We start from the raw sequence: 25,356 nt of genomic DNA, 5'->3' as shown, positions 1-25,356 counted from the left end.
TTGAAAGACATGTCCGCATCCGCCGAAGCGACCGTTGTGATCACCCACGATGTGGGCCTGCACGCACGTCCTTCGGTGAAGTTCACCAAGCTGGCCAAGACGTTTGCCGCCGAGGTGGAAATCGCTCTTGCCGCCAACGGCCCGTGGTTCGACGCCAAGAGCATCGTCAAGGTGATGGCGGCCAAGGCGCCGAAGGGCACGGTGCTGCACATCAGGGCCAGCGGTGACGGCGCCAATGATGCCGTCGACGCGTTGGTGGAACTGGTGCGGCGCGGTTTCGACGAAGGCGCGAACCATGTCCGAACCGCTTAGACTGCAGGGCATTTCGGCCTCGGCCGGCTATGCCGAGGGGCCACTGTTCGACCTTGACCAGACTGTCGTATCCTATGTCGGCAAAGAAACAGCCGACGAGGAGAAGGCCGCGCTCGAAACCGCAATCGCCGTCGCGACAGGCCGACTCACCGCATTGATCGAGATGGCCGAGGGCGATGCCGCCGACATTCTCGAGTTTCAGATCGCCATGCTGCAAGACGATGCGCTGAGCAGCCCGGCCTTTGCCGCGATCCGCACCGGCCTGCCAGCCGACAAAGCATGGCGGCAAGCGCTTGATACTGAGGCTGCCGGCTACGATGCTTCAGACCAGGATTATTTCCGCGCGCGTGCCGCCGACATCCGCGACATCCGGGATCAGGTGCTGCGGGCGCTGTCCGAGGATGGCGACGTCCAGGCCCCAGCCGGTGCCATCCTCTATGGCGAGGACATCGCGCCGACGCGTTTTCTCGAAACCGACTGGAGCCGCGGCGGCGGCATCGCTCTGAGGGCGGGCAGCACCGCCAGCCACGTCGCCATGCTGGCGCGCTCGCGCGGCGTGCCGATGCTTGTCGGGTTGGGCGCTTTGTTAGCGCATCTAGCCGGCGCAGCCCTGCTCGACGCCGAACATGGCGGCATCGTGCTGCTGCCCTCCAAGGCCGATATCGACGCCTTTCGCCAATCGTCCTCATCATTCCGGGCGCGCCGCGACCGGGCCGGGACGTTCCTGGCGCGACCGGCGGTGACCAAGGCCGGCACGGCGGTCCGGATGCAGGTCAACATCGCCGACCCGTCCGAGGTCGACGGCATCGATATCGCCACCTGCGACGGGGTCGGGCTGATGCGCACCGAATTCCTGTTCGGCAAGACGTTGCCGGATGAGGAGACGCAGTATCGCGCCTATCGCAAGGTGCTGGAGTGGGCCGGCGACAAGCCGGTGACGATCCGCACCGTTGACGCCGGCGGCGACAAGCCGGTGCCCGGCTTTACGGTCGAGGAGAGCAATCCGTTCCTCGGCCTGCGCGGAATCAGGCTGTCGCTGGCAAGACCGGAGGTGTTTCGTGTACAGGTCCGGGCGCTGCTGCGCGCCGCCGTCCACGGCAATCTGAAAGTGATGTTCCCGATGATCGCCATTGTGGAGGAATACCGGCAGGCAACGGCGATGTTCGCCGAGGAGCAGGCGGTGCTTGCTACGCGCGGCATCGTTTACGAGATGCCGCCGCTCGGCATCATGGTCGAGGTGCCTTCGGTAGCGATCGTGCCGGAAGCCTTTGCCGAGGCCGCCTTCTTCTCGATCGGCTCCAACGACCTCACCCAGTATGTCATGGCGGCCGCCCGCGACAATTCTGCCGTGGCACATCTCAATTCGGTCCGTCATCCGGCCGTGCTGCGGCTGATCGCTGCCGTCACCGCGTTTGGCCAGCGTGAAAAGATCCCGGTCAGCCTGTGCGGCGATGCCGGCGGCGATCCAGCCTCGATCCCGTCACTGCTCGAGGCCGGCCTGCGCGCTCTTTCCGTCGCTCCGGCGCAACTTGCCATGGCCAAGGCGGCCATCGCTGATATTTCGGTCTAGGCGCGGCTGGCATGGTCGACAGGACACCCGAACCCGGTTCCGAAGAGGCGATCCGCGCCTACAAGACGATCCTGTCGCACGTCATCGACCAGCGCCCCTCCGGCATGCGCCAGCGCCTGGCCGATGCGCTTGGCAAGCACCGCAGCTTCGTCACCCAGATCTCCAGCCCCGCCTATTCGATCCCGATTCCGTCAAAACATTTGCCGGCTATCTTTTCCGTCTGCCATTTCAGCCCGGCCGAGCGCGACCAGTTTCTCGCCGCCTACCACCAGGCGCATCCAGGCAAGATGTCGATCGCATCAGGCATGCGCAAGACGCGGCATGTTTCGCTAATCCTGCCGGATTTCGGAGACGACAAGCAGAATGCCGCGCTCGACAGAGCGGTGAACGATTTTATCCAGAAGATCACCAGCATCACCGGCAAGGGTGGCTGACCGTTAGAGCGGTCAACGCCGCCCTAACCCTTTGTTTCTACGCAATTCCGGACGGAAAACCGTTACACACTTTTCCTGGAATTGCTCTCGTGTCGGGCATATTTCGGGAGGAGACGGCCGTGAAGAAATTTATGAACTCGGTGGACACGGTGCTGACTGAGAGCCTCGACGGTTTCGTGGCCGCCCATGCCGACATCCTCGTGCTTGGCGACGAGCACAAATTCATCCGCCGCAAGACCTTGCGGCCGGGCAAGGTGGCGCTGATTTCCGGCGGCGGTTCCGGTCACGAGCCGATGCATGGCGGCTTTGTCGGCCACGGTATGCTGGACGCCGCCTGCCCCGGCCAAGTGTTCACCTCGCCGACGCCGGACCAGATGCTGGCGGCGGCGGAAGCCGCCGACACCGGCGCCGGCTGTCTGTTCATCGTCAAGAACTATGAGGGCGACGTGATGAACTTCGACATGGCGGCCGAGATGTCGGAAGGCGTCCAGCAGATCGTGACCAATGACGATGTCGCCGTCGAGAATTCTTCCTATACGACGGGCCGGCGTGGCGTCGCCGGAACGCTGGTGGTGGAAAAGATCGTCGGCGCGGCGGCTGAACACGGCCTGGCGCTGGCGCCGTTGAAGGCGCTGGGCGACCGCGTCAACACGGCCACCCGCTCGATGGGCGTGGCGCTGACCAGTTGCACCGTGCCAGCGGCGGGCAGGCCGACTTTCGACATCGGCGATGGCGAGATGGAGTTCGGCGTCGGCATCCATGGCGAGCCCGGCCGCCGGCGCGATAAATTGAAAAGCGCCGATGCGATCGCGCAGGAGATCTGTGCCGCGATCCTGGGCGATTTCGGCGAGCGGGCGAAGGGTCCGGCGCTGCTGTTCGTCAACGGCTTCGGCGGCACGCCGCTGATGGAACTCTATCTGATGTACAACAGCGCGCGCGCGATTTTCGAGAAGCAGGGCGTGACGGTGACCCGTTCACTGGTCGGCTCCTACGTCACCTCGCTCGACATGGCGGGCTGCTCGATCACGCTGACCTTGCTCGACGACGAGACGACCACATTCTGGGACGCGCCGGTACACACTGCGGCGCTGCGCCGGGGCATGTAAAAGCTGGCTTACACCAGGCTTTTCTGCAACCATCCCCGACAATCCTTATCGAAACCTTGTCCGGGTTGATGCTGCCATCTCTCACTGCCGCCGAAGAAAGACTCTTGCTGCGCTTCGCTGACCCCGAGGCGGCGGCAGGCGGCGAAGATTTGTCGGCAAAGACGCTGACGGCGCTGCTCGACAATGCCGAGTTCCACGGCGTGCTGCCGATCATGTTGCGCAAGCTCAGCGGGCGGCTGCCAGCGGATGCGGACCTGCACAGCAAGCTGGAGAATCTGCGCCAGAAGGCAACGATCGCCACCGGCCAGTCGATGCTGTTGAAGTATCATGGTGACCGCATCATGAAGGGACTGGCGGCGGACAATATTCCGGCGCGGATCGTCAAGGGACCCGTCTTCGCGCGAAAGCTCTACCGCAACGTCGCCGACAGGCCGTTCACCGACATCGACATCCTGGTAGAACCCGCCAACCTGGCGCGGGCAAACCAGGTGATCGCGGCATGTGGCTTCGGGCTTGGCAGCAACGAGGCCGAATCCTACGAGCTGCAGGAATTCAAATGGCTCGAAAAGGAGAATTCCAGCCTGCTGGTCGAACTGCATGGCGACCTCGTGCATGACACCGGCATGCGGCGGCGCCTGTCGCTGGGTTTCCCTGAATTGCGCGCCATCGACGGCGAAGCGACGGAAACGCCGGCGGCCCTTTTGACGATTGCCATCGTGCACGCCGCCGGCGGCCACAAATTCCACCGGCTGCAGCTTTGCGTCGACGTGCTGCAAGGCGTGCGGGCGCTGCAATCACCCGAAGCAGAAGCACGCCTCTTCGATGCCGCCCGCATGACCGGCATCGAGCTCGAACTGGCTGTTGTGCTCGATGTGACCGGCCAGCTGTTCGAGGAGAGCCGCGCGCTTGAGCTCGCCGGCCGCATCAAGCCCGATCTCTCCATACGGCTGGCCAGGCGGTTGATCACCACGAATACGCTGCTTGGCGTCAATTCCAGGGACAGACTGGGCTCGCGCCTGCGCCGCGACGCCTTCCGGTGGATCCAGAGATTGGCCAAGCCAGGCCGCAAGTAGCCTGACTTGACGTCAGTCCAGGGTGGCGCTGATCAGCGCCGCAGCGTCAGCCGGGCGCGCGCCCACTTCGAGCTGAAAGGTCGGCACCGAATTGACCAGCCCGGCGATGGTCGCCAGCCGGCGTTTCTGCATCGGCAGCAGCCCGGTCATGCTGGTGCGGACATTGTCCACTGCCAGCGCCACCATCGCGTCGGTCCTGGCCATGGCGACGAGCCGGGTCTGGCTGTCGGCGGAACGCGCCAGGTGCAGAAGGGCCGCCACCGGGCGGGCGGATGCGTTTTCCACCCGCACGATCCCCGCCAGCCTTTCAAGCGAGACGGGCTGTTCGCTGTTGCGATCCCAGGTCTGGCCAAGGCATGGCGCCACCTGCGGGATCATTTCGGCAGTCTTCCGGTGGATTTTGACGGCGCGCGGCAAGCCCCAGGCGACGACTTTGCCCGAAGCGACATTCAGGATCATGGCGTCGTCGGAGCAGAGGCCAAAGCTCTGTGTTGCCAGCGCCAGCGACGTCGTGGTCTTGCCCGTTCCGCTCGGGGCATGGATCAGGACGACCGCATCGCGGTCAGGCAGGGTCAGCCCGGCCGTGTGCAGCATATGCTGGCCACCGGCGTCGAGTGCGGCGTCCAGGACCAGCATCGACGGCGTCCAGGCGGCTTTCGTACCGGTGCGAATCCGGAGTTCGGCCCAACCCTCCCCGCCATTGATCGCAACGGTTTGGCGCCCGGGAAAGACGAGATGGACAATGCCGCCATCCTCGATCATCCGGCAGGGACCGTCCTCCGGCACATCGCCATCGAAGACGAGGGATCCATTGGGTGTCTCATCCAGCGTGTCTGTCTCGGCGATCCCGAGGCTAAAGTCCGGCTCGACGGGTTCCGCTAAACGCAGGCTGCCCAGCACCCGGTCGAAATCCTGCCCCAGCTCGGGGCGCTCGGCCGATATGCCAAGGATCAGGCCGTTGAGGCCATAGCAGGCTGAAGGTCTGGTCAAGCGGGACGCGCCTTTACGGCATCGGCATGATGACGATAGATCTCGACTATGCCGGGAAGCTTGTCGCTGACCACCGGCTCGCCGTCGAGGCAGACCCAGCAATGCGCCGACAGACGCTGCGCTTGCATCGATTGCGGATCGACGCCGAAGCGCAGGTCCGGATCGAAGCCGGCTAGCCGCAGGAAACGATGACCGAGCAGACCCTCCCTCAAGCACCTGCGGTCACGCATCAGCCAGGGATGGCGGACTGTCCGGTTGACGCTCGCGACGATGTAGGCGGACGGCAAACCGCGATAGGGCGTCGACGAGGCGAGCGGCGCCCATTTGAGCACCTCCTCGAAGCTCCGGTTGGTGACGAGGACCGGCATCAGCCGCGCGCTTGCCCAGAGATGACAGCGAAACAGAGCGCGCAGGAGCGGGCCGTCAGCCATCAAGCACCTGGCGCGGCGAGGATACCTTCCGAGATCAGATCCGTGGCCAGTGCCGCCATGTCCTGATCGAGCGTCCCCTTGTCGACCTCGAACTCCTCGCAAAGCAGGTCGACGATCTGGTCGAGGTTGCGCGCGCCGTCCACCTTGTCGAGAAAGGCTTCGGTCGTGCCGTTGCATGTATAAAGCTGGCCGCTGCGCGCCAAAAGCACAACTGCGCCATCGCCCACATGCTGCACGGAGGCATCCTCGGCCAGCCGCAGAACGGTTCCAGAGACTATTTCCACCACGCCCCCTCCAAGCCACGCTTATCCCGGAAATCAGATAGCGCGGAGATGGAGCGCTGTCTATCAGCCGATCATGGGAGCCCAGTTCGCGGGACCAACGGCTTTGCTGACAGATTCTCCGCGCCAGTCGCGTTAAAACCTGCTCGGTTGCGCCTTCCCGGCCGCATTCGTCCCAGAAATAGTCATCGATGAAACGTGACAAGCAGCGGGCCTGCCGGCAGCGGACGTTGCATTTCTTCCCCTAAGTAAGGTAAGACCTGTCCGGGTATTGGGGAGATAGCGTATGCGTTACAATTGGGAGCGAGCTCCGACGAGCTTCGAACGTCACAGAAAAGCGCTGGCTACAGCCATTTTGATCGCTGGCGGGATTGGCCTCATGCTTGTGGCCCTGCCGATCTAGAAACAACCTTCAGACACCTCTCAGCGTGGCTGCCCGGTCACCGCAAGGAAGCGGCGATCGCGCCCCTCGAAACCCTGGCTGAAACGCTGCACCAGCACGACAATCACCGGCGACCTGCCGGCCGGGGTGAGTTCGTAGGATTCCGACAGGCTGTAGGAGGTCGGGCAGTTTCTTGAGCCCGGCACGGTCTTGTCCTCGTGCAGGATCTTGATCGGCTTGCCGTCCTGCCCTTGCAGCGTCAGCCGGAAGCCGAGCGCCTTGCCTGCCTTCTCACCTTGAAGTGGCTCTTCACCTGGAAGTAGCTGGTCGCCCTGCTGCGTCGCATCGAAACTCGCCGAACAATCGGTCGCGCTGGCCGCCAGGATTTCGTCGAGCTGGATGGTCGAAATGCCTGCTTCGCCATGGAGCGGCGCCAGCCGTTTCTGCGACACCTGTTCGAGGCGGGAGATGTCGTTGTAGGCAACCATTTCGCCCGGGAAGGTGAACTTGTCGGAAGCCGCCTGCTCGGCCGGGGATGTGATGGCATATCGGGCGAGAATGGGCGCCGCCTGAGCGGCGGCCTGCGCCCTCGCCTGCTCCAGCGTCAGTGTCGCCTCCTCCGTCTCGTCGACGACGAGGATCGGCTTCCCGCCAACGAACTGATCCGTACGGGTATCGATGATGTCGATCTGCGACCAGCCGGAGTCCGAGACGCCAGCGTCGAGCGTTCCGTATTGCTCGAAGGCGAAATAAGCGCCATCCGGCGAAAAGCCGATGATGTGCCGTGCCGCGGCATCGCCGGCTTCAGCGGTTCCGATGGACATAGCAAGTGCGGCGCCCATGACCGACGATAGCGAAAAGCGCCCGATGATCCGCACAGCAGCAGACATCACCACCCCAGTCCTGTCTCGCAGTTCATAGCTGCTTGCCCCCAAGCGCCAAGTCGATGTCGTCACACAATGGCGTGGATTTGCGGCCAAGGGTAGAGCGCGCTATCTGGAAGGAAGAAAAACATTTCCTGGGGAGGTATGGATGGCTTCACGCTATCACGAGGTCTATGAAGGCTGGAAACGTGACCCGGAACGCTTCTGGGCGGATGCTGCCGGCGACATCGACTGGTATTCGCCCTGGGACAAGGTGTTCGACGCCACGGCCGGCGTCTATGGCCGCTGGTTCACCGGCGCCACCTGCAATACCTGCTACAACGCCATCGACCGCCATGTCGCCGGCGGGCGCGCCGACCAGATCGCGCTGATCCATGACAGCGCGATCACGGGAACGATCAGGAAGTTCACCTATGCCGAGTTGAAGCGCGAGGTGGTTGCACTCGCCTCGGTGCTGAAGAACCGTGGTATTCGCAAGGGTGACCGCGTCATCATCTACATGCCGATGGTGGCCGAGGCGGCCATCGCCATGCTGGCCTGCGCCCGCATCGGCGCGGTGCATTCGGTGGTCTTCGGCGGCTTTGCCTCGCATGAGCTTGCCACCCGCATCGACGATGCCAGGCCGAAGCTGATCATTTCGGCATCCTGCGGCCTCGAGCCGGGCCGCGTCGTGGCCTACAAGCCGTTGCTCGACAAGGCGATCGAGATCTCCCGCCACAAGCCAGACGCCTGCCTGATCCTGCAGCGCGACCAGTTGCGCTGCGAGCTGAGGGAGCATTTCGACATCGACTACGCCGATGCCGTCGCCCGCGAACGGGCAGCGGGCGCCAATGTCGATTGCGTGCCGGTGCTGGCCACCGATCCGCTCTACATCATCTACACATCGGGCACGACCGGGCAGCCCAAGGGCATCGTGCGTGACAATGGCGGCCATATGGTCGCGCTGAAATGGACGATGGAAAACGAGTTCGGCGTCAAGCCGGGCGAGGTGTTCTGGGCGGCATCCGATGTCGGCTGGGTGGTCGGCCATTCCTACATCGTCTACGGACCGCTGCTGCATGGCTGCACCAGCATCCTGTTCGAGGGCAAGCCTGTCGGCACGCCCGATGCCGGCACCTACTGGCGGGTGATAGCGGAGCATGGCGTCGTCGCGCTGTTCACCGCGCCGACCGCATTCCGCGCCATCAAGGGGCAGGACCCGAAGGGCGAGTTCATTGCCAAACACGACCTCTCGAAGTTCCGCACGCTGTTTCTTGCCGGCGAGCGCGCCGACCCGGAAACCATCAAATGGGCGGAGCAGAAGCTGAATGTGCCTGTGGTCGACCATTGGTGGCAGACAGAGACCGGCTCGCCGATGACGATCAATCCCGCCGGCCTTGGCCTGCTGCCGGTAAAATACGGCTCGCCCGGCGTGCCGATGCCCGGCTACGATATCCGCGTGCTCGACGATGCCGGCCATGAGGTGCAGCGCGGCACGCTGGGCAATGTGGTGATCAAGCTACCGTTGCCGGCCGGCTGCCTGCCGACGCTGTGGAACGCCGATCAACGGTTCCGCCAAGCCTATCTCGATGAGTTCCCCGGCTTCTACAAGACGGCGGATGCCGGCATGGTCGACGAGGACGGCTACCTCTACGTCATGGCCCGCACCGATGACATCATCAACGTCGCCGGCCACCGGCTGTCGACCGGCGCCATGGAGGAGGTGCTTTCGGCCCATCCCGATGTCGCCGAATGCGCGGTCATCGGCATTGCCGACGCCATGAAAGGCCAGGTTCCGCTGGGCTTCGTGGTGTTGAACGCGGGTGTAACCCGCGATGTCGGCCTGATCGAGAACGAGGTGGTCGGCCTGGTGCGCGAACGCATCGGCCCGGTAGCCGCCTTCAAGACGGTGGTGACGATCAAGCGCCTGCCCAAGACGCGTTCCGGCAAGATCCTGCGCGGCACCATGCAGAAGATCGCCGACAAGGAAGAATGGACCATGCCGGCGACGATCGACGATCCGGTCATCCTCGACGAGATCACCGCCGCCTTGAAGGAACGCGGAATCGGACTTTGAGCCACTGAAGGGTGGGGCCGCGGACAACCTTTTCGATCGGCAAGCAATACTTTTATTGTGCGACGCAGCAATGCACCCTAGAGTCGTTTGCGGGGGGCCATCGACAAAGGTCGCATGGCTCAGCAGAAGATTACATTTGGCGGCGTCGACATCCTGCGCTTTCTCGCCGCTGTCATGGTCATGGTCTACCACTATGGCTTCTGGGTGTGGGCGTATCCGGACGGTGTTTCGGCGCGCGCCACGGGCGGCGTTCCCCCGCAACCGGCAATAGGCGCCTGGGTCGAATCCGGCTGGGTCGGCGTCCAGATCTTCTTCGTCATCAGCGGCTTCGTCATCGCCTTCAGCGCCGAACGGTCGACGCCTTTGCGGTTTTTCGAAGCGAGGGTGAAACGGCTGGCACCGGCGGTGTGGATCTGCGCACCGGTCACCGCGGTGGTGCTGTTAATTCTCGGTCTCAGCTGGCCGACCGATGCCGTCATCCGGCTCGTCCGCACCGCCCTGTTCGCTCCCTACGCGCCATGGGTGGACAGCGTCTACTGGACGCTCGGCATCGAGATCGCCTTCTATGCCATTGTCTGGACCTTGCTGCGGCTCGGCCGCTTCCATCAGATGGAAATGGTGGCCATCGCCATAGGTCTGGTCAGCACACTGTTCTGGTGCCTGTATTACCCGCTCGACTGGGCCGATCTTGCCGAAACACGCACGCTCGACCTGCTGCTGGTGCATCACGGCGTTTTCTTCGCCACCGGCGTCATGCTGTGGCTGATGCGCCTCAAGGCGGTGACAGCCGCCCGCCTTGCCTTCTGCGCCCTGTTCCTGGGCGGCGGCGTGCTGCAGATCGCCAGTTCGGTCGATGTTCATATCCTGAAGGTCGGGCGAGAGATGCCGTTCGCGCCGCCGATCCTTATCTTCCTCATAGGCATCGCGCTGATGGCGTGGTCGCTGCGGCTAGACCTCTCCTGGAGCGGCTGGCGCCGGATCGGCCTGATGACCTATCCGCTCTACCTGCTGCACGATGTCGTCGGCGCGGCCCTGCTCGGCATCCTGGTCCGCGCCGGTCTGCCGCATCTGTTCTCGATGGCGGTCGTCGGCGCGACGATGATCGCGGCAAGCTGGCTGGTGGCGACCGAGGCCGAACCACGCATCCGGCTGCTGCTCGACCACACCGTTTTCCGTTATCGGCTCAAGGCAGCCTGACGACGGTCCGGCAGACCGTGCCGGCCGCCGACCTAAAGCATGTTTCTGAGCGACATGTATTGGCGGTCCCGACCCCCGCGGCTGAATTTCCACGATTGCGGAATTCTCCGTTTCGGGCATGATAACAGGCACTTATGCCTTCGGCATGAGAGCTCGCCTCGAGACGCCCCGCACGTGACCCTGTTCCAGCGAAAACCCCGCATCGCGGCGCGGCCGCGCCTCGATATCGACATGCAGGACGCCGTCGTCTATGCGATCGGCGACGTGCATGGCTGCTACAAGGAACTCCGCGCCCTGGAGCAGAAGATCCTGCTCGATTCGCTGCGCTTCCAGAGCCGCAAGATCATCGTCATGCTTGGCGACTACATCGACCGGGGGTTTCAGTCGGCGCGGGTGCTCGATCACCTCCTGGCGCCGCCGCCGAAAGGATTTCAGCGCATTTGTCTTGCGGGCAACCACGAAGTGGCGATGCTGAACTATCTCGACGGAAATCTGTCCCGGGAACCCTGGCTGGCGACGGGCGGCCTGCAAACCCTGTTTTCCTATGGCATCGATCCGGCGCGCCTCGCCAGCCTCTACGGGAGCAGCGCGCAGATCGACCGGCGCATAAGGGAGATCATTCCAGACGATCACGTCAGCTTCCTGCGCGGGCTGCCGATCATGGTCCGTTCGCGGAAGTTCGTGTTCGTCCACGCCGGCATCAGGCCCGGCGTCGACCTTGCGGCGCAAACCGACCATGACCTGATCAACATCCGTTCGGACTTCTTCGAGGCAACACACCTGCTCGACCGCTGGGTGGTGCACGGGCATACGCCGGTGGATGTCCCGAAGCTCGAAGGGCGCCGGCTCGGCATCGACACCGCCGCCTTCCAGAGCGGACGCCTGACCGCCGTCAGGATCGCCGACAAGCAAGGCAGGCTGATCTTCTCCTGACGCGCATCGATGTTCAGCTGTGCTGACCTGAAGATCGATGCACTTCAAAGTGGAGCCACTCGCGCAACGGTCGACGTCAGACCGGCGCCTTGCCGCGCACTTCCGATTTTTCCAGATAGTAGCTCGAATATTTATCGAAGAACTTTTCCGAGCCGCCGAACGATCCGTATTTGGCCAGTTTCTTCAGATCGACCTTGTTCAGCACCGCGCCGACGATCTTGTTGGCGACATAGGGTTCGGATTCCAGCATCGACCTGACCATCGCGCGCGGGGTGCGCCCCCACTCGGTGACCAGTACAAAACCGTCGACCAACGGCGCGAAGGCCTTGGCGTCGACCACCGGTCCGAGCGGCGGCAGATCGACGACGATGTATTCGAACGTCTCCTTGGCGTTCTCGATGAAGCGCCGCATGCCGGCCGAGGAGAGAAGTTCGCTGGTATGCGAGAAGTGACCGCGCAGCACCGCTGGGATGATCGCCAGCTTCGTCTGCCTGTCGATCTTGCCGACCGACTGCCAGGTCTGGCCACCGACCACCGCTTCCATCAAGCCCTGCTCGGTTTCCATGCCAAGGCCTCGGCTGAGGCCGGGATTGCGTAAGTCGCCGTCGATCAGCAGCGTCTTGGAGCCATTGGCGGCAAGCAAGCCGGCGAGATTTGCCGCAACCGTCGACTTGCCCTCGCCAGGAAGCACCGAGATGATGCCGATGACGCGGCTGCCTTGCCCTTCCATTACGACGTCGAAGGCGATCTTGGCGCTGCGCAGCGTTTCGGAGAACATCGAGGCTGGAGAATCGATGCTGACTCGCATGCGCGCCCGCTTTTCGGCTGAAGACAGCGATTGGGTGGTCTTGGCGTCCACCTGGGTCTCGCCCGGCTTTTCTTCCTTGCCGAGCTTGCCGCCGATCGTCGGCAGATAGCCGAGGAATTTCAAATTGACGCGGTCGCGCACGTCCTCGGCGGTCCTGAAGAAGCGTTCGTTGAACTCGTTCAGGCCACCAAAGCCGGCGCCCATCAGCAGGCCAAGCACCAGCGAAAGTCCGAGCACGACGATGGTGCGCGGGCTTGACGCGGCAAGCGGCATCGACGCGTCCGAGATGATGCGGATCTTGCCGACCGGGAAGGATTGCTGCTGCGCGGCTTCCTCGTAACGACCCAGGAATGTCTGATAGAGCGTGGTGAGCGCCGTCGCCTGCTGATCGAGCTCACGCAGCTTGACTTGCGTCTGGTTGTCGACGGAACTCTTGCCTTGCGCGGCCGCGACATTGGCCCTGAGCGCGGTCTCGCGTGCCTGCGCCACCTCATATTCGTTGCGGTAGCTTTCGGTCAGCTGCTTCAACTCGCCGAAAATCTGCGCCGATATGTCGGCCTTCTCCTTGGAAAGAGCCACCGCCTGCGGGTGCTCGGGGCCGAAATTCGCCTCGACGTCCTGCAGCCGCTTGGCGACCGTGAGGTAGCGGGTCTTGAGCGCCGATATGACCGAACTGCTTGGCTGGTCGCTCGATATGGCGGCATCCTTGAAGGCGTTGTCGGAGCCGCTGTCGACAATGGCCTTGTACTGTTGGTAGCGGGCGCTGGCGCGTGCGGTGTCGGCCTGCGCCACGATAAGCTGGGCGTTGAGGTCGGAAAGCTGCTTGTCGCTCATCAGCTGGCCATCGCTGTTGGCTGCCAGCCCGTGCTCGGCCCTGAATTTCTCAACCGCGAGCGAAGCTGCCTGCGAGCTCTGGCGCAGCTCCGTCAACCGGCCCTGCAGCCAGACCGCAGCCCGCTCGGTGGCATCGAAGCTGGCATCGAGCTGATCGGCGAGATAGGCATCGGCATAGGCCTTGGTGATGGCGTTTGCCAAGACCGGATCCGTCGCCTGATAGCCGAGCGCGATAACGTAGCTTCGGCCGACGCGTTCCGCCTGGATCTCGTTCTGCAGCTTGAGGATTGCGTAGTCGCGGCGCGACGTGGCGATCAGCGCATCGCGGGCGGCCGGGTCGAGCTTGCTGAAGTCAGCGCCACCCGGCATGGAAGAGCTGGGGCGGACATACTGGATCAGGCCGCGGATGAGGCCTATGCCTTGGGCAAGCGCCGACTGGGGCGGATTCATGAACGTGTCGTTCTGGTCGAGCTTCAGCTTGTCGACGACCACGGCGGCAAGCCGCGTCGAGGTCAGGATCTCGATCTGGCTCAGGATGGCGGAATCGGTCTGCATGGTTGTCGACGCCGCCGAGATATCGTCGACAATCTTGTTCAAGCCTTCGTCGATCAGCACGCTGGCGACCGACTGATATTTGGGCGGCGTTGTCTGCAAATAAAGCAGGCCCAGGAAGAGACCGATGACGGCACACACGGCAACCACCTTGGCCTGCCGTGCGGCCATGCCAAGCAGCCGCTCGATATCGATGAAGTCTTCGCCGTCTCCTGCGTCCGAATTCGGCAATGGCATCCTCTTGTCGAGAGGAAAGTTGGCATAATTCATCTTCGGTCCAATTCTAGAGCCGGTCCTATTCCGATTGATCGCAATGGGCTCTATCTCACTGTTTCAACATGATCTTTTCCGGAAACCGGGACCCACTTTCAGGGATCATGCCTTGGCTTGCAGGCGCCTCGAAGATCGGGAGCATCGCTAGAAGCGATGCAAGCGTCGTGCCAGACGGCGAGAACCTGCCGGCCCCTCTGCGCCGGCCATCTGACAATGCTCCCGAAAAATGGGCATTATGCGGCTTCTTCCTGGCGTTCATGCGACCGGACGAACTCCTGAAGCATCTCGAAAACCGGACCCTTCATGTCGTCGCGCGCCAACGCGAAGGCGATGTTGGCCTGGATGAACCCTTCCTTGGAGCCGCAGTCGAACATGCGGCCGAGGAAAGGCTGGGCGAAGAACGGCTGATCCTTCGACAGACGAACCATGGCATCCGTCAATTGAATCTCGTTGCCGGCGCCGCGCTGCTGACTGCCCAGGAGCGCGAAAATCTCGGGCTGCAGGATGTAGCGGCCGTTGATGTAGAAGTTCGACGGCGCATTGGCCGGCGCCGGCTTCTCGACCATGGCCGTCACCTCGAAACCGCCGCCGATCTCGGCGCCACGGCCAACGATGCCGTATTTGTTGGTCTCGCTCGGTTCGCAACGCTCGACGGCGATCACGTTGCCGCCCGTACGCTCATAAAGCTCGACGGTTTCGGCGAGGCATCCGCGCCCGCCGAAGGACACCATGTCCGGCAGCAGCAGGGCGAAGGGCTCGTTGCCGATAACCTCGCGCGCGCACCAGACCGCATGGCCGAGGCCTTGCGGGGATTGCTGGCGGATGAAGCTGGTGGCACCGGCCACAGGCAGCATGCTTTCGAGCGCCTCCAGCTGGGTCTTCTTGCCGGTCTGCTCCAAGGTGCCGATCAATTCCGGATGCAGGTCGAAATAATCCTCGATCACCGCCTTGTTGCGACCGGTCACGAAGACGATGTGCTCGATGCCCGCTTCGAAGGCCTCGTCCACCGCATATTGCACGACAGGCCTGTCGACGACGGGAAGCATTTCCTTCGGCATCGACTTGGTCGCCGGCAAGAACCGTGTTCCAAGCCCCGCCACCGGTATCACGGCCTTCCTGATTTTCTTCATCGCAAATTCCTTCTGAGGAGATCGACTTCAATCCATTCACAGGCCACGAAAAATCCCTCCATGTGCCTGCATCTTCACCTCCCCGCCCCAACGGCAAATTGTGCCGCCATTCTTCGCAACCGCACGGCGATCGGCATGCCCATATGCCTGACCGCCGCCGGATCGCTGAGCGCCGTCCGGATCGCCTTGAGCGGGGACCGCGCCTTGATGTGCTGAACCAGTGACAGAAACGATGCCGCCTTGCGCAGGCTGCGGCCGCGCCGCGCAAACGCGGCCTGCGCGGCCTCATCCATCCGATGGGTTTGAGCGAACACGGCATCCGCCCTGCGCATCGCCTCGACGTGGTGAAGCTCGAGCACGCGCGAAATGGAGCCGCTGCGGATATGGTAGGCATAGCCGATATCGGGCTCGACCACGCATTTGCCACCCTTGGCCAGGGCTTCGGCAAACAGGATGTAGTCTTCGCCGATCCTCAGTTTCTCATCATAGCGAAGCCGGTTTCCGTTCAGGAACTCGCGCTGGAAGATCGGCTTGAGGTAGCCGAGGTTGAACTTGGATTCGAAGACGACGTTGCCGGCGATGTAGGTGGCCAGCGAAATCTCGCGCAAGCCTTCCAGGTACTGCCGCGGAAACATCGCGTCCTCGATGACGCCATCCTCGCGAACGACCTGCAGATTGTCGACGGCGATCTGGGCGTCCGCGCTTTCGGCACGAGCGATCATGGCGGCGAGCCGGCCGGGAAAGACCGCGTCGTCGGAATCGAGAACCGCTATCCATCTGCCGCGGGCGGCATCGAGGCCGGCATTCCTGGCGCCGCCGGGGCCGCGGTTGCTGGCCAGCGCGACGACACGGACGATATTCTCTGGATAGGCCCGCGCCACGTCGAGCGTCGCATCGCGCGACTTGTCATCGACGACGATGATTTCGACGCTGACACCCTTCTGGGCGATGGCGCTGGCGATAGCCCGATCAAGAGTCGCCTCGGCATTGTAGGCGGCAATAACGAAGGAAACATCCGGGACAGAGCTGACGTCAGGCTGCACGCTTGCCTCCTTCCTGTGGCGAAGGCTGGCCATAGAGGCGGATTTCGCGGATGCCGACGAGGCCGCTGACGACACCAACATGCATAATGCCGCGCAGCACACTGCGGTTCCTGCGTACCGGACTGACGACCACCGGAAGTGCCGAGGCGAAGCAATAGATGGCCTTTGCCGAGGCCAGGCCGACCTGCTTGACCAAGCCGATGCCGCTGGCGCTGCTGCCCAGAAGATGGCCATGCGTCTGGCCGACGCGGAAGCGGCGGCGACCGAGCCAATCGAATGCCGCCCTGGAGCGCGGCACCACCTCGTCGACCCACGCCTCGGGCGAGAAGGCGATGCGGCCGCCGGCCTTATGCATCTGGTCGAAGAATTCGGTGTCCTCGCCGCCGGTCTGGCCCCGCGCCAGGCTGAAGCGGCGGCCGCGCAGGCTGTCCGAGCCCATCCGCAGGAGAACGTTGCAGGTATAGCCGGTGCGGATCTCGCCGCGCACCCAGACGGGCAAGGTCGAATGGAAATCGCCGCGCCGCATCCAGTCCGGCGCATCCGGGCGATAGCGCGCCCTGACCGGGCCGAGCACGGCGGCGGCACCGCTTTGCTGCGCCATCGCGACCAGTTCGGCGAGCCATGGAGTCGTGGCCGTCTCGTCGTCATCGATGAAGGCGACGAAATCCGCCGTGCTCGCATCGAGGCAGGCATTTCGGGCGATCGAGATGTTGCGCGCCGGGGCATGCTGATACTGGATCGGCACCGTCAATTCCCGCGACAGCGCCGCCACCATGTCGCGGGCCGTCGGGGTGTCGTCATTGTCGGCGACGACGATGCGAACATCGAATCCCGCCGGCATCTCCATGGCGTCGAGCGAGCGCAGCGTGTCAGCCAGTTCCGGCCGGCGGAACGTGCAGACGCCGATGTCGATGCTGCGGTTCTTTGCCGACACCGCCATCAGGCCACTCCGCGTCGCGAGCCGAGGCCGAGAAGCTGCAGCCAGAAGCCGACCGACCAGCCAAGATGCATGACCATGGCCGAGACACCGGCCAGCGCGACGTCGGCCTTGCGCTGGCGGATAGCCGTCACCAGCCCGTAGCCCAGGCACACCGACGCCCACAGGAGCAGCGGTACCGCCGCCAGCCAGTGTACGAAGGAGAAGGCCGCCAGCAGCACCACCGGGAACACCAGCAGCGGCACCATCTGCCTCACCTTCGGGACGACGCGATGCTTCAGCACATTCTTGGCACGCCCGCGACCGTAGCCGAGATACTGGAAATAGAGGCCTGAAAGCGACGCGCGCGGATAGTAGACCATCTGCGTCTTGCCGCTCATCCAGATCTTATAGCCGGCCTTGCGCAGGCGGTAATCGAGCTCGGCGTCCTCGTTGTGGCTGAAGGTTTCGTCATAGCCGCCAACAGCGCCGAAGGCCGATATGCGCATCAGCGCATGATGGCCGTGGTCGATCCACTGTCCCTGCGAAAGATGCCGGTGCTTCGAGCCGCCTGTGCCGAGCTTGGAGTTCTGCGCCGCCGCGGCCGCCTTCTGCACGGCACCGCTGCCGCTCGTCAGCATCGAAACGACAACCGAATCCGCGCCCGTAGCCAGGGCTTCCTCGACCAGCCTGTCGCAATAGTCGTCGGGATAACCGCCATGCGCATCGATGCGGATGAGATAGTCGGCACCATCGCCGAAGGTGCCAACGGCGAGATTGATCGCCGCGCTCTGGATGCGCCGCTGGTTGTGGAGCAGGATAACCCGCGGGTCCCTGGCAATGACATCCTCGACGATGGAAAGCGTGCCGTCGGTGCTGCCGCCGTCGGCGACGATGATCCGGGCGCCAAGCCGGGCGGCCGCGGGGCGCAATTGATCGAGCAGCGCACCGATATGGGCGGCTTCGTTCAGGCACGGGATAACGATCAGGCTGGATGAGGGTTTTTCCGTCTGCGTCATCAACCTCTGTCCATCTTGCCTCTGTCCATCCCCGGCCATCCTATGCCAATGCCTCGGCGGCAAACGAATCGGGCGCGGCCGTCAGGCTGCGCAGCCGCTCGACAAGCGCCCGGCAATCGCTGCGATCGTAGCTCCAGGTTCTCGGATTGCGCGCCAGAACACGCCCCTTCAGCCTGGCGAAGCGATGCTCTTCCATCTTGCCTAGCGCGGCTTCGAGTGCCTCGGGCGAAGCCTGCGGCAACAGCACGCCGATATCCTGCTGTTTGAGGAACCGCCCGGTCTCGGTGTTGCCCATAGAGATCGGCACCGCCCCGAAACGGCAACCTTCATAGAGCCGGTTGGGCAGAAGCCATTCGGAGTTCTGCCCCGCTTCGAAGAAATCGATCGCCCAGGAAAAATGGACATCGTTGTAGATCGCCGCCATGTCTTCCGGATTGCGGTAGGGTCCGAGAAACGACAGCCACGGCTCGGCCTCGACAAAGCCGTGAAAGTCAGGGAATTCCGACAAAGCCGGACGGCCGCGCAGCACGATCTCGAAGCGGCCCTCCCTGCGGCGGGAGAAATCAGCCAGCAGCTCGAGCGAGCGGCGGCAGCGCAGCGCGCCGAACCAGCCGATCCGCCATGGCGGGGCAACCAGGCTCTCTTCAGCCTCCGGAGCGCCGGGCAAGATCGCCGCGGCCTCGAAATATTTGTTTTCGACCAGCTCAATGGGTGCCGCGACCTGGCCAAACGGCTTGAAATAATTGGCGATGAAAGCAGGCGAACTGGTCACCAACAGCTTCACATCCCTGGCCAGAAAGCGTTCGGTGGCGCGCAGCGCCTTGCCCAGGACATCGTTGCGCAGCACAAGCCTATGAATATCGAGGCACTCGTATACGATCGGAACCGATGCACCGAAGGCTGACCTGGCGCGGCGGGCAAGCGCCAGCATTTCCAGGTTGCGCGCGATGATGACATCCGGTTTTGGCATCCCGCCCAGCTTCGAGCCTATCGAAACGGCTGCTTTGGCTACGGCCGCGAGGCGTTGGCCGAATCGCCCGTCACGCGTCGCGCCGAGGTCGATCGGGCGCAGTCCCTCGATATCCGCAATCGGATTCGTGGTGCGACGGAAGCCGGCCAAGGTGACCTGGGCTCCACCTGCCCTGAGCATCGTGATCCGCCGGCGCACCGCCGGGTCGGAAACGTCGTGCACAAGGTACAAGACATGCAGCATAAAAACTCGACCGCTGTTGGCCCACCCAAGGGAATGCTAGTACAGCTCTTGCTGCATCGCAACATTTTTGCTGCATCAATCGACGTTTTCTGTTGCACTGCAAAATTATTGCCGTAGTTTGTGGTCGGCGGCGGTCGTGGATTTTCGGGCTCGGAAATCCACGTAGAAAATCAGGAATCCTGAATTTGGAAGCCAATGCATTCGATCCGCCAGAAGGCTCCTTGCGCAAATCGGTTGGACGCGGCGCAGTTGTCACGGCCATGGCGCAATCGGTGCGGGTCGCGACACAGATCCTCTCCGTTATCGTCTTGTCGCGGTTGTTGTCGCCACAGGATTTCGGTGTCGTGGCGATGTGCGCCCCGGTGCTTGCCTTTATCGCCCTGTTCCAGGATTTCGGCCTGACCCAGGCGACGATCCAGAAATCAGGCATCCGGCATGAGGAGGTGAACTACCTCTTCTGGATCAATGTCGCCGTCAGCGCGATCCTGGCTTGCGTGCTTGCGGGTGCGGCGCCGCTGGTTGCTGCCTTCTACGGCGAGCCGCGCGTGACGGGTCTGGTGGCTGCGTTCGGGCTGCAGATTATGGCCTATGGGCTGGGCGCCCAGCATCTGGCGCTCTTGACGCGCCGCATGCAGTTCGGCCGGCTGGCCGTCATCGACGTCGCCAGCGCCATCGCCGGGCTTGCGGTGTCGATCGCCTGGACCTTCATCGATCGCTCCTATTGGGCCCTGTTTGCCGGCACGCTGACCGGTGCCGTGCTGCCGACGCTCTGCTACTGGGCGAGCTCGCGCTGGCGTCCGGGCCTGCCGCGCAAGGTCGCCGGCATCGGCGAGCTGATCAATTTCGGCGCCGGCATCACCGGCTTCAACTTCGCCAATTTCTTTGCCCGCAACCTCGACAATGTGCTGATCGGCAAATATTGGGGCGAGGCGCAACTCGGCCTCTATGACCGCGCCTACAAGCTGCTTCTGTTTCCGCTGAGTCAGATCACCAACCCCTTGTCGAAGGTGATGGTTCCGGCGCTTTCCAGGTTGAAGGACGAGCCAGATCGCTACCGCAGCGCCTATCTGCGCGTCATGCCGCTGATCCTGCTGGTGGCGCTTCCCGGTGTCGCCTTCGCCACGGCGATGTCGGATGTGCTGATCCCCTTTGTGCTCGGCGAGCAATGGCGCGCAAGCGCCTCGATTTTCCTGGCGCTCGGCTTTGCCGGGCTGCTGCAGCCGCTCAACAATCCGGCGGGGTGGCTTTTCGTCAGCCAGGGCCGCTCCGGCGATTTCATGCGCTGGGGCATCATAACGGCCGTGACGTCGGTGCTGGCTTTCATGCTCGGCCTGCCCTATGGCGCGCTGGGCGTGGCGATCGCCTATGCGATCAGCGAATATCTGCGGACGCCGTTCCTGTGGCTCTATGTCGGCAAGAGCGGACCGCTGCAGGCGCATCATGTGCTTCGCGCGGCAACGCCGTTCGTGCTTGGCGCCCATCTGGCACTGGCCGCGATCTGGTTCATCAAGCCACTGCTGCCGCAGCAGCATGTCGTTGCCCTGGCCAGCGGCGCCGTGCTCGCCTACCTCATCACCGTCGTCATCGCACTGGCATTCGCCTCCGGCCGCGAAGCCTTGCGCGAGGCGCTCAAGATGCTGCCGGCAAGGCTGCCTGCGGCAGCGCCGCGCGAGGCGCAATAATTTGGGCGTCTTCGACTGCTACGGACATCTCCTCCAGGACCAGGTCTGAACCATGCACTACCGATCGATCTCCGATATGAACGACGCCATCGTCAGGGGCCTGCACCGGCTGCCGCGCGACATCGACCTGGTCGTCGGTGTGCCGAGAAGCGGCGTTTTGGCAGCGACGCTGGTCAGCCTTGCCGCGAACATCCCGATGACCGATCTCGACAGCTTCCTGGAAGGGCGTATCTATACGTCTGGCGTCACCAAGCGTCGTGCCGCTCTCGACCGCAAGGTTTCCGAGATGCGCAAGGTGCTGGTGATCGACGACAGCGTTTCCGGCGGCAACGCCATGCGCGACGCACGCGCCCGCATCCAGACTGCGGGCATCGAGGCGGAGTTCACCTTTGCCGCCGTGTTCGGCCTTGAGCCCCAGCACCAGGAAACCGACCTCGTCTTCGAAGTCGTGCCGCATCCGCGCATGTTCCAGTGGAACTTCATGCATCACAAATTTCTGGCGCAATGCTGTGTCGACATTGACGGCGTGTTGTGCCTCGATCCGACAGAGGCGGAAAACGACGACGGCCCGGCCTATGAGAAATTCCTCAGCGAAGCGCGGCCGCTCCATGTCGCGACCCACAGGATCGGCTGGCTGGTTACCAGCCGGCTGGAGAAATACCGCGCGCTCACCGAGGCATGGCTCGCCAAGCATGAGATCAAATACGACCAGCTGATCATGCTCGACCTGCCGAGCAAGGCGGAACGGCAACGACTCGGCGCGCATGGCAGTTTCAAGGCCGATTTCTACCGCAAGTCCGATGCCATCCTGTTCATCGAGAGCGAGCACGAACAGGCGCTGAAGATCACCGAACTGTCAGGCAAGCCGGTGCTGTGCGTCGAAACGCATATGGTCAGCTTCCCCGACGCGCTGTCGCTGCCGGCACTTGGCCAGGCGGCCCGCAACCTGCCGGCAAGGCTGCGGCAGATCAAGTCGCAAGAGGGCCGCAAGAGCGCCGCCAAGACCATTGCCCGCGCGCTGCTTGGCGCCCGCGGCTACGAGACGCTGAAAAGCCGGGTTAAGCGCCCGGCCTGACCTGCTCAGGCGGCGCCGTCAGGCCGCCTGTCGCGCGCGTTGCTGCATCGCCTTGTCCAGTATCGAGAAGAAGGTGATGAACTGGCGATCGGGATCGAGTTCCGGGCGCCCGGCGAAGCTGCGAGCAAGACTGGAAAGCCGGTCATATTCCTGGTTGTCGTTCCACAGCCGCCTGACGGCCGCGACCCAATCGGCAAGCGGAGCAACGTAATCCAGCACCACGCCACCAGAGCCGACAGCCTCGGGCAGGCCGCCGCGCCGCGAGCCGACAACCGGGATTCCGCTGCAATGGGCCTCCGAAGCGACGCGGCCCCACGCCTCTTCCCACTTGCTGGGAGCAAGCAGGATCTTCGTGCGGCCATAGACCGTCTTCATGTCGCTGGTGCGGCTCTCCAGGACGACATTGCCCAAGGGAGCGATCGTCTGTTCGATCCGCGCCCGGTGATCGTCGTCGAGCTTCCAGCTTTCGACGAACAGGAACGGGATTTCGCGGCAGGCGCCGGCAATGCGCACCGCGAGCTCAAACCCCTTTTCCTCATAAGGGTTGATCAGCGTGACGAACTGGCCCGTCGTCGGCGTCGAGTAGTGCGCCGGGTTGATGGTTGGCGGGATCACCACCGCTTCGATGCCGAACTCCTGTCTGTAGGTACGCGCGGTGAAGTCAGAATTGGCGATGTAAAGCGCTGAATGCAATTCACGGAGATCGCCGCCCAGTTCATGGAACTCGACATTGCGGAGATAAACGACCAGAGGCACGCCCTCCGCCTGCAGCGCCTTGCCGATCGGAACCGATTTGTGACACTGGACCACGGCGACATCGGGCTTCAGCCTGTCGACGGCATAACCCGCCGCTTCCCAGGGAAACCAGGCCCGCACCACCGGATAGCCGGGATAGCTGTCGACAACCGCCGGCTGCCGCAACAGCTTCATCTTGGCGCGCGCCTTGAAGCCGAAGACACCATCACCGAACAGGGCGGCGAGCACAGCGGCTTCATGACCGTGCTCGATCAGCTGTTCGGCCAGATGATGCGTGCTCGACTGAACGCCGCCACTGAACTCGGGCGGATAGCCGTTGCCGCCTGCAAAGAGAACTTTCATGATCGGGCTCCTTGTCGCATCTCGTATTCCTTGCTCGGAGACAGGCAAAGTCCGCCGCCTCTCTTTTCGACGTCAGGCAAGTTTCGGCGGCTCCAGATTGGCGAAGGGATTGGTACAGGATTGCCAGCCGGTAAACCGGATCGGGTCGTTGGGCGAACTGCGCCAGGCGTAGTCCGTCAGCATATGGAATTCGGCGACGACCCAGCGGTCGAAATGCAGCAGATCTTCCCGCTTCTGCCGGGGCAGCAAGCGACGCGCGGCGCCGAGTTTGAGCTCCTCTACCAAGGTGACGGCGTCACTCAGTTTTTCGCTTGGAAAGTTCCACGGATTCCTGTCGCGGAACGCCAGCACGAACTGCTGCAGATGTTCGATGCGGATGTTCAACTTGCCAAGGTATTTTTCCAGCGTGACGCGCACCAGATCCTCGTCCGAGAAGGAGGAAACAGTGGCGTAGGCGACCCCTGTCGAGACCACTCCGCCAGCCATGACGGCCAGGGCCGAGCGTCTGGAAATCTCGATCATGCAATACCTCCTTTCACGCGATCCGGCTCGCCGCCCGCAAGGACAGCGCTGCCGCGGTCAGGCTCGGGTTGGCGCAGGAGCAGCTCGGATATGTGCTCGTGCCGACGACGACCAGGTTTCTGAGCTGGTGGTGGATCATACCGCTGTCGATGACCGAGTCTGCTGGCCCGGTGCCCATCCTCAGCGTGCCCTGGACGTGCGATTCGGTCGGCCGGATGCCGCGGTCGAAGAGCTTTTCGACCGGCAGCGGCGCCAGAAGGTCAGGCAATTTCTCCAGAGCGCGCGCCATACCCTTCACCGCATAGTCCGATGGCGCCTTGAAGCTGACGAAGGCATTTTCATCCGCGTCAAGCGTGACGTAGTTCTCTGGATCGAGCAGATTCTCGGTGACCACGACAAGCGGCAGCGCCTGGCGTAGGCGCCCCTTTTCGGCACGCATTCCGTGCTGCCAGCGGTTTTCGAAATAGACCAGTGCCGCCGCGTGTTCCGATCGGTGAGGACCATCATAGAGGCCGAAATTCAGACCGGTTGTGATGGTGCTGCCGTCGAAATTGTCGACGCCATCGAGATAGACCTCGAAATTCCAGCCGTAGGATTCATGCAGGCCGCTGCCGACAAATTCGCCGCCCAGGCCGGAACGCAGCATGATGGCCGCGCTCTGGATGGCATTGGCGCCGAGAATGAAGAGATCGCCGCTGACCTGGTATTCCTTGCCGTCATGGCTGAACGTGACCGAACGGACAGCGCCGCCGACGTGATCGAGCCGGCGCACTTCCGCACCGAGGCAGACCGAGACGTCGGGATGCTCGAAGACGTGCATCAACCCGTTGTTGACGGTGAATTTGGCGTCGACCGGGCACAGCCAGCAACGCAGATTGGCACAGCACGAGGTGCGCTGCGCGGTCGGCACGCGAGCCCGCGCGGTTGGCATGACGAAGTGCTGGCCGGGCTGCGCCGCCTTCATCATCGTGTCCGGTGTCGACATGCGATGCGGCGGTTGCGGAAACGGCTTCGAGCGGGGCAGCATCGCCGCCATGTCGGGATCGCCGGAGATCGACATGATGTCTTCCGCGTCGCAATAGAACGGCTCGACGTCGTCATAGCTGATCGGCCAGTCATTGCCGATGCCGTAGGTGCTTTTCAGCCGGAAATCATTGGGATGAAATCTTGGCGTCTGCGCAAACCAGCAGTTGGTCCCGCCACCCAGTCCGATCGTGTAGTTCCACGGCTTGTCGGAATTGGTCTTGTAGGTCGTCTCGTCTTCGATGTCGGTGTTGACGTTCTGTTCGAGCTGCCATTCATGGGTGTTGTGGCGTCCCCACTCCAGCACCAGAATGCGCGCCTTTCGGCGCTTGGCGAACTCATGCAGGAAGAAGGCCGAACCGAAGCCGGAACCGATCGCGACGAGATCGAAATGATCCTTGGTGATTTGCTCCGGCTTTACGTCCAGCACCATCAGCTACAACTCCACACAGAAATACGCGCTCAGTCCCAGCGCCCGCAGGCCGTGTGCGGACCGCTCTTGCATCGGTCTGCCAGGGT

At 63.2% G+C, this 25,356-nt stretch carries 23 protein-coding genes; 10 read left to right on the top strand and 13 right to left on the bottom strand.

What is annotated here, in order from left to right:
- Positions 1 to 9 precede the first annotated feature (9 nt).
- The 5 genes from EOA16_RS06070 to EOA16_RS06050 all read left to right on the top strand — a co-directional run bounded on the left by EOA16_RS06070 (position 10) and on the right by EOA16_RS06050 (position 4,495).
- Entirely contained in the window at positions 10 to 312 is a 303-nt protein-coding gene (locus EOA16_RS06070) for an HPr family phosphocarrier protein (RefSeq protein WP_127256363.1), read from the top strand.
- Positions 296 to 1,882 carry a phosphoenolpyruvate--protein phosphotransferase gene (gene ptsP / locus EOA16_RS06065; protein ID WP_127256362.1) on the top strand — a complete coding sequence of 529 codons (1,587 nt, stop codon included), beginning with the start codon at positions 296 to 298 and terminating at the stop codon, positions 1,880 to 1,882. Before EOA16_RS06070 ends, ptsP begins: the two co-directional genes overlap by 17 nt.
- Before the next feature lie 11 nt (positions 1,883 to 1,893).
- A complete protein-coding gene (locus EOA16_RS06060) occupies positions 1,894 to 2,316 on the top strand; it encodes a hypothetical protein (RefSeq protein WP_127256360.1) in 423 nt (140 codons plus the stop codon).
- Positions 2,317 to 2,435: 119 nt separating this feature from the next.
- The gene (gene dhaK, locus EOA16_RS06055) at positions 2,436 to 3,422 is read left to right on the top strand and encodes a dihydroxyacetone kinase subunit DhaK (RefSeq protein ID WP_127256359.1); all 987 of its coding nucleotides are present in this window, start codon (positions 2,436 to 2,438) and stop codon (positions 3,420 to 3,422) included.
- A 104-nt stretch (positions 3,423 to 3,526) separates the two neighbouring features.
- The gene (locus EOA16_RS06050; RefSeq protein ID WP_245455868.1) at positions 3,527 to 4,495 is read left to right on the top strand and encodes a nucleotidyltransferase family protein; all 969 of its coding nucleotides are present in this window, start codon (positions 3,527 to 3,529) and stop codon (positions 4,493 to 4,495) included.
- A 12-nt stretch (positions 4,496 to 4,507) separates the two neighbouring features.
- Here the strand turns inward: EOA16_RS06050 and EOA16_RS06045 are convergent, their stop codons facing one another.
- The 4 genes from EOA16_RS06045 to EOA16_RS06030 all read right to left on the bottom strand — a co-directional run bounded on the left by EOA16_RS06045 (position 4,508) and on the right by EOA16_RS06030 (position 7,469).
- On the bottom strand, positions 4,508 to 5,485 hold the full coding sequence (locus EOA16_RS06045; protein WP_127256357.1) for a serine kinase: 978 nt from the start codon (positions 5,483 to 5,485) through the stop codon (positions 4,508 to 4,510).
- Entirely contained in the window at positions 5,482 to 5,916 is a 435-nt protein-coding gene (locus tag EOA16_RS06040; protein WP_127256356.1) for a lasso peptide biosynthesis B2 protein, read from the bottom strand. The genes EOA16_RS06045 and EOA16_RS06040 overlap by 4 nt, the downstream gene beginning before the upstream one ends.
- Positions 5,916 to 6,200 carry a PqqD family protein gene (locus EOA16_RS06035; protein ID WP_013528093.1) on the bottom strand — a complete coding sequence of 95 codons (285 nt, stop codon included), beginning with the start codon at positions 6,198 to 6,200 and terminating at the stop codon, positions 5,916 to 5,918. The genes EOA16_RS06040 and EOA16_RS06035 overlap by 1 nt, the downstream gene beginning before the upstream one ends.
- A 420-nt stretch (positions 6,201 to 6,620) precedes the next feature.
- Entirely contained in the window at positions 6,621 to 7,469 is an 849-nt protein-coding gene (locus EOA16_RS06030) for a DUF2259 domain-containing protein (protein WP_245455867.1), read from the bottom strand.
- A gap of 142 nt (positions 7,470 to 7,611) precedes the next feature.
- On the opposite strand from EOA16_RS06030, the gene EOA16_RS06025 reads away from it, so the two are divergent.
- From EOA16_RS06025 to EOA16_RS06015, 3 genes are all read left to right on the top strand, one after another.
- Positions 7,612 to 9,519 carry a propionyl-CoA synthetase gene (locus EOA16_RS06025; protein WP_127256354.1) on the top strand — a complete coding sequence of 636 codons (1,908 nt, stop codon included), beginning with the start codon at positions 7,612 to 7,614 and terminating at the stop codon, positions 9,517 to 9,519.
- 114 nt (positions 9,520 to 9,633) lie between these two features.
- On the top strand, positions 9,634 to 10,716 hold the full coding sequence (locus EOA16_RS06020; protein ID WP_127256353.1) for an acyltransferase: 1,083 nt from the start codon (positions 9,634 to 9,636) through the stop codon (positions 10,714 to 10,716).
- 174 nt (positions 10,717 to 10,890) lie between these two features.
- Complete coding sequence (locus EOA16_RS06015) at positions 10,891 to 11,649, top strand: metallophosphoesterase family protein (RefSeq protein WP_127256351.1); 759 nt, start codon at positions 10,891 to 10,893, stop codon at positions 11,647 to 11,649.
- Positions 11,650 to 11,725: 76 nt separating this feature from the next.
- Here EOA16_RS06015 and EOA16_RS06010 read toward each other — a convergent pair whose 3' ends face one another.
- From EOA16_RS06010 to EOA16_RS05985, 6 genes are all read right to left on the bottom strand, one after another.
- Positions 11,726 to 14,113 (bottom strand): polysaccharide biosynthesis tyrosine autokinase, encoded by a 2,388-nt coding sequence (locus EOA16_RS06010; RefSeq protein WP_127256350.1) that lies wholly within the window; start codon positions 14,111 to 14,113, stop codon positions 11,726 to 11,728.
- Positions 14,114 to 14,349: 236 nt separating this feature from the next.
- Positions 14,350 to 15,246, bottom strand: coding sequence for a UTP--glucose-1-phosphate uridylyltransferase (locus tag EOA16_RS06005; protein WP_127256348.1), 897 nt, complete (start codon positions 15,244 to 15,246; stop codon positions 14,350 to 14,352).
- 74 nt (positions 15,247 to 15,320) lie between these two features.
- Positions 15,321 to 16,289, bottom strand: coding sequence for a glycosyltransferase family 2 protein (locus EOA16_RS06000; protein WP_127256347.1), 969 nt, complete (start codon positions 16,287 to 16,289; stop codon positions 15,321 to 15,323).
- Complete coding sequence (locus tag EOA16_RS05995) at positions 16,279 to 17,229, bottom strand: glycosyltransferase family 2 protein (protein WP_127256345.1); 951 nt, start codon at positions 17,227 to 17,229, stop codon at positions 16,279 to 16,281. Before EOA16_RS05995 ends, EOA16_RS06000 begins: the two co-directional genes overlap by 11 nt.
- The gene (locus tag EOA16_RS05990) at positions 17,229 to 18,224 is read right to left on the bottom strand and encodes a glycosyltransferase family 2 protein (protein ID WP_127256344.1); all 996 of its coding nucleotides are present in this window, start codon (positions 18,222 to 18,224) and stop codon (positions 17,229 to 17,231) included. Before EOA16_RS05990 ends, EOA16_RS05995 begins: the two co-directional genes overlap by 1 nt.
- 40 nt (positions 18,225 to 18,264) lie before the next feature.
- Positions 18,265 to 19,437: a glycosyltransferase gene (locus EOA16_RS05985; protein ID WP_127256342.1), complete on the bottom strand. Its 1,173-nt coding sequence runs from the start codon at positions 19,435 to 19,437 to the stop codon at positions 18,265 to 18,267.
- Between the two features lie 185 nt (positions 19,438 to 19,622).
- Between EOA16_RS05985 and EOA16_RS05980 the strand changes: the two genes are divergently transcribed.
- Together EOA16_RS05980 and EOA16_RS05975 are read left to right on the top strand one after the other, a co-directional pair.
- Positions 19,623 to 21,119 carry a lipopolysaccharide biosynthesis protein gene (locus EOA16_RS05980; RefSeq protein WP_127256341.1) on the top strand — a complete coding sequence of 499 codons (1,497 nt, stop codon included), beginning with the start codon at positions 19,623 to 19,625 and terminating at the stop codon, positions 21,117 to 21,119.
- A 52-nt stretch (positions 21,120 to 21,171) separates the two neighbouring features.
- Complete coding sequence (locus EOA16_RS05975) at positions 21,172 to 22,194, top strand: phosphoribosyltransferase family protein (RefSeq protein ID WP_127256339.1); 1,023 nt, start codon at positions 21,172 to 21,174, stop codon at positions 22,192 to 22,194.
- A gap of 18 nt (positions 22,195 to 22,212) precedes the next feature.
- On the opposite strand, the gene EOA16_RS05970 is transcribed toward EOA16_RS05975, so the two are convergent.
- The 3 genes from EOA16_RS05970 to EOA16_RS05960 all read right to left on the bottom strand — a co-directional run bounded on the left by EOA16_RS05970 (position 22,213) and on the right by EOA16_RS05960 (position 25,270).
- Positions 22,213 to 23,292, bottom strand: coding sequence for a glycosyltransferase (locus EOA16_RS05970; RefSeq protein ID WP_127256338.1), 1,080 nt, complete (start codon positions 23,290 to 23,292; stop codon positions 22,213 to 22,215).
- 72 nt (positions 23,293 to 23,364) lie between these two features.
- On the bottom strand, positions 23,365 to 23,814 hold the full coding sequence (locus tag EOA16_RS05965; protein ID WP_127256336.1) for a hypothetical protein: 450 nt from the start codon (positions 23,812 to 23,814) through the stop codon (positions 23,365 to 23,367).
- 13 nt (positions 23,815 to 23,827) lie between these two features.
- The gene (locus EOA16_RS05960; RefSeq protein ID WP_127256335.1) at positions 23,828 to 25,270 is read right to left on the bottom strand and encodes a GMC family oxidoreductase; all 1,443 of its coding nucleotides are present in this window, start codon (positions 25,268 to 25,270) and stop codon (positions 23,828 to 23,830) included.
- Positions 25,271 to 25,356 lie beyond the last annotated feature (86 nt).

The sequence above is a fragment of the Mesorhizobium sp. M7A.F.Ca.US.008.03.1.1 genome (assembly GCF_003997495.1).
Taxonomy (GTDB): domain Bacteria; phylum Pseudomonadota; class Alphaproteobacteria; order Rhizobiales; family Rhizobiaceae; genus Mesorhizobium.
The sequence above is the reverse complement of the archived record's forward strand: the minus strand, read 5'-3'. Positions and strand labels throughout refer to the sequence as shown.

What these genes read in the sequence shown, in the direction of transcription:
- EOA16_RS06010 (WP_127256350.1), bottom strand. Translation starts at nt 14,113, where the DNA reads ATGAATTATGCCAACTTTCCTCTCGACAAGAGGATGCCATTGCCGAAT.
- EOA16_RS05990 (WP_127256344.1), bottom strand. Translation starts at nt 18,224, where the DNA reads ATGACGCAGACGGAAAAACCCTCATCCAGCCTGATCGTTATCCCGTGC.
- EOA16_RS05965 (WP_127256336.1), bottom strand. Translation starts at nt 23,814, where the DNA reads ATGATCGAGATTTCCAGACGCTCGGCCCTGGCCGTCATGGCTGGCGGA.
- EOA16_RS05995 (WP_127256345.1), bottom strand. Translation starts at nt 17,229, where the DNA reads ATGGCGGTGTCGGCAAAGAACCGCAGCATCGACATCGGCGTCTGCACG.
- EOA16_RS05970 (WP_127256338.1), bottom strand. Translation starts at nt 23,292, where the DNA reads ATGAAAGTTCTCTTTGCAGGCGGCAACGGCTATCCGCCCGAGTTCAGT.
- EOA16_RS06040 (WP_127256356.1), bottom strand. Translation starts at nt 5,916, where the DNA reads ATGGCTGACGGCCCGCTCCTGCGCGCTCTGTTTCGCTGTCATCTCTGG.
- EOA16_RS06025 (WP_127256354.1), top strand. Translation starts at nt 7,612, where the DNA reads ATGGCTTCACGCTATCACGAGGTCTATGAAGGCTGGAAACGTGACCCG.
- EOA16_RS06005 (WP_127256348.1), bottom strand. Translation starts at nt 15,246, where the DNA reads ATGAAGAAAATCAGGAAGGCCGTGATACCGGTGGCGGGGCTTGGAACA.
- EOA16_RS06060 (WP_127256360.1), top strand. Translation starts at nt 1,894, where the DNA reads ATGGTCGACAGGACACCCGAACCCGGTTCCGAAGAGGCGATCCGCGCC.
- EOA16_RS05960 (WP_127256335.1), bottom strand. Translation starts at nt 25,270, where the DNA reads ATGGTGCTGGACGTAAAGCCGGAGCAAATCACCAAGGATCATTTCGAT.
- EOA16_RS06070 (WP_127256363.1), top strand. Translation starts at nt 10, where the DNA reads ATGTCCGCATCCGCCGAAGCGACCGTTGTGATCACCCACGATGTGGGC.
- EOA16_RS06030 (WP_245455867.1), bottom strand. Translation starts at nt 7,469, where the DNA reads ATGTCTGCTGCTGTGCGGATCATCGGGCGCTTTTCGCTATCGTCGGTC.
- EOA16_RS05985 (WP_127256342.1), bottom strand. Translation starts at nt 19,437, where the DNA reads ATGCTGCATGTCTTGTACCTTGTGCACGACGTTTCCGACCCGGCGGTG.
- ptsP (WP_127256362.1), top strand. Translation starts at nt 296, where the DNA reads ATGTCCGAACCGCTTAGACTGCAGGGCATTTCGGCCTCGGCCGGCTAT.
- EOA16_RS05975 (WP_127256339.1), top strand. Translation starts at nt 21,172, where the DNA reads ATGCACTACCGATCGATCTCCGATATGAACGACGCCATCGTCAGGGGC.
- EOA16_RS06020 (WP_127256353.1), top strand. Translation starts at nt 9,634, where the DNA reads ATGGCTCAGCAGAAGATTACATTTGGCGGCGTCGACATCCTGCGCTTT.